Origin of the sequence: Sphaerotilus sp. (genome assembly GCF_041083715.1) — a bacterium.
Taxonomy (GTDB): Bacteria; Pseudomonadota; Gammaproteobacteria; order Burkholderiales; family Burkholderiaceae_C; genus Sphaerotilus.
Map to the genome: position 1 here is coordinate 1 of NZ_JBFPGY010000210.1, position 2,729 is coordinate 2,729.

Annotated in this window: 2 protein-coding genes and 2 riboswitches; both genes read right to left on the minus strand. The window is 69.2% G+C overall.

Annotation, left to right across the window (positions count from 1 at the left end; translation table 11 throughout):
- Nucleotides 1–460: aminomethyltransferase family protein (locus AB3X43_RS09220; RefSeq protein ID WP_473965100.1), on the minus strand; the 460-nt coding region annotated here is incomplete at its 3' end.
- Between the two features lie 57 nt (nucleotides 461–517).
- A riboswitch (glycine riboswitch) is annotated at nucleotides 518–645 on the minus strand.
- 12 nt (nucleotides 646–657) lie between these two features.
- Nucleotides 658–763: riboswitch (glycine riboswitch) on the minus strand.
- Between the two features lie 22 nt (nucleotides 764–785).
- Nucleotides 786–2,729, minus strand: a 1,944-nt coding sequence (locus AB3X43_RS09225; RefSeq protein ID WP_369429549.1) for an oxidoreductase, incomplete at its 5' end; no start/stop codon positions are given.

Here is a 2,729-nt window from a genome sequence, read left to right on the forward strand (position 1 = left end):
GCAGCGCCAGCAGCGCGTGGTCGGGCATCGGCACGATCTGGCAGCGGTGGCCGATCTCGGTGACCAGGTGGCGCGTGTCGGCGTCCTTGCAGCCGGCGTTGACGACCAGGAAGAGGTCGTCCGCGCGACGGGTGATCATCAGGTCGTCGAGCAGCCCACCCGAGGCATTGGTGAAGAAGGCATAGCGCTGCTTGCCCACGGGCAGATCGACCACGTCCTGCGGTACCAGCGACTCCAGCGCGGCGGCAGCATCCGCACCGACCAGGCGAAGCTGGCCCATGTGCGACACGTCGAACAGCGCGGCCGATGCACGGCACTGGCGGTGCTCGGTGATGATGCCGGCGGGGTACTGCACCGGCATCGCGTAGCCGGCGAAGGGCACCATGCGGGCACCGAGTTCCAGATGGAGTTCGTGCAGCGGCGTCTGCAGCAGCGGGGAGGATGGAGTGACGGTGGTCATGGACAGGCTCTCGAAGGCAACGGATCTTGAACGGATCGGTCCACCGGTGTCGGTGGTGGTGCCCTCGCTGTCCGCTTTACCTGAGAGATTGACGCGGCCCCGGTGTGGCCGGTGCCGCGCTTGCCCCTTCGGTGGACCGCGATCGCTGCCGAAGCACCGCGCGGTCTCTCTCCAGTGAGGTGACGTGTCCCTGCGGAACACGTTTGCCAGTCCTTTTGCCTGAGCGTTCGAAACCCCGTTTCAAGGGGGGCTCTGCGCCTTCGGCGGCCGGCTCGGGGCGCGGCTCTCTCCTGGCGGCGTGCAGTTTAACCGCAGTTCGGGCGATTCAGGCGCTTGGTTCCGCGGTTTTGCAAGTCACCGGGTGCGCCTCGGCCGCCACCGGGTCGAAGGCCAGCGCCAGCTCGGTGCCCTGCTTGATCGCGCGCTTGGCGTCCAGCTCGGCGGCCACGTCCGCGCCGCCGATCAGGTGGACGGTGCAGCCAGCGGCCTGCAGCGCCGCCTGCAATCCACGCTGCGGATCTTGCCCTGCGCACAGCACAACGGTGTCCACCGCCAGCGTGAGGTCCCGCGCACCGACCGTGATGTGCAGGCCGTCGTCATCGATGCGCCGATACGTCACGCCGGGCACCATCGAGACCTCCCGGTTCTTCAGTGAGGTGCGGTGGATCCAGCCAGTGGTCTTGCCCAGGCCGTCGCCGACCTTGCTGGCCTTGCGCTGCAGCAGCGTCACGTTGCGCGGGCTGGGTTCGATGTGCGCCGGCGTGAGTCCGCCGCGCTGGGCGCAGGTGGTGTCCACGCCCCATTCGGCGAAGAACTTGGCTTTGTCGAGGCTCGGGCTGGTGCCTTCGTGCAGCAGGTATTCCGCCACGTCGAAGCCGATCCCGCCTGCGCCGATCAGCGCCACGTCGTGCCCCACGGCGCACTTGTCGCGCAGCACGTCGAGGTAGCCGACCACCTTGGGGTGGTCGATGCCGGGGATGTCGGGCGTGCGCGGCGTGACGCCGGTGGCGAGGACGACCTGGTGAAACCCGGCATCCACCAGTTCCTGTGCGGTGACGCGGTGGTTCAGCTGCAGCGTCACGCCGGTGAGGGCGATCTGCCTGCCGAAGTAGCGCAGTGTCTCGAAGAATTCCTCCTTGCCCGGCACCTGCTTGGCGATGTTGAACTGGCCGCCGATCTCGCTGCCCGCGTCGAACAGCGTCACGTCGAACCCGCGCCGCGCCGCCGTCGTCGCGAACGCCAGCCCCGCCGGCCCGGCCCCGACCACGGCGACCCGCGCTTTCGTGTCGGCGGGCCGCTCGATCAGGATCGTCTCGTGGCACGCCCGCGGGTTCACCAGGCACGAGGTGATCTTGCCGCCGAAGGTGTGGTCCAGGCAGGCCTGGTTGCAGCCGATGCAGGTGTTGATCTCATCGGCCCGGCCCTCGGCGGCCTTGCGCACGAAGTCGGCGTCGGCGAGGAAGGGCCGCGCCATCGAGACCATGTCGGCCATGCCGTCGGCCAGGATCTGTTCGGCGACTTCGGGCGTGTTGATGCGGTTGGTGGTGATCAATGGGATGCCGACCTTGCCTTTGAGCCCCTGCGTCACCCACGCGAACGCGGCACGCGGCACCTTGGTGGCGATGGTCGGGATGCGCGCCTCGTGCCAGCCGATGCCGGTGTTCAGGATCGTCACGCCGGCGGCCTCCAGCGCCTGCGCGAGCTGCACGACCTCGGCCTGCGTCGAGCCGCCCTCGACCAGATCGAGCATCGACAGCCGGAAGATGAGGATGAAGTTCGCGCCGACCCGCGCCCGCGTGCGGCGCACGATCTCCAGCGCGAAGCGGATGCGGTTCTCGTAGGCGCCGCCCCATGCGTCGTCGCGCTGGTTGGTCTGCGCGGCGATGAACTCGTTGATGAGGTAGCCCTCGGAGCCCATGATCTCCACGCCGTCGTAGCCGGCGCTCTGGGCGAGGGCTGCGGCGCGCACGTAGTCCTCGATGGTCTGCTCGATCTCGTCGCCGGTCAGCGCCCGCGGGCGGAAGGGGCTGATCGGGGCCTTCAGCGCGCTGGGGGCGACCAGCTCGGGGTGGTAGGCGTAGCGGCCGAAGTGCAGGATCTGCATCGCGATCTTGCCACCCGCGTCGTGCACGGCCCGCGTCACGACCTGGTGCCTGTCGGCCTCTGCCTGTGTCGCCATGCAGGCGCCGCCGGGCATCGGACGTCCCTGGTCGTTCGGCGCGATGCCTCCGGTGACGATCAGGCCGACACCCCCGCGTGCGCGCTCGGC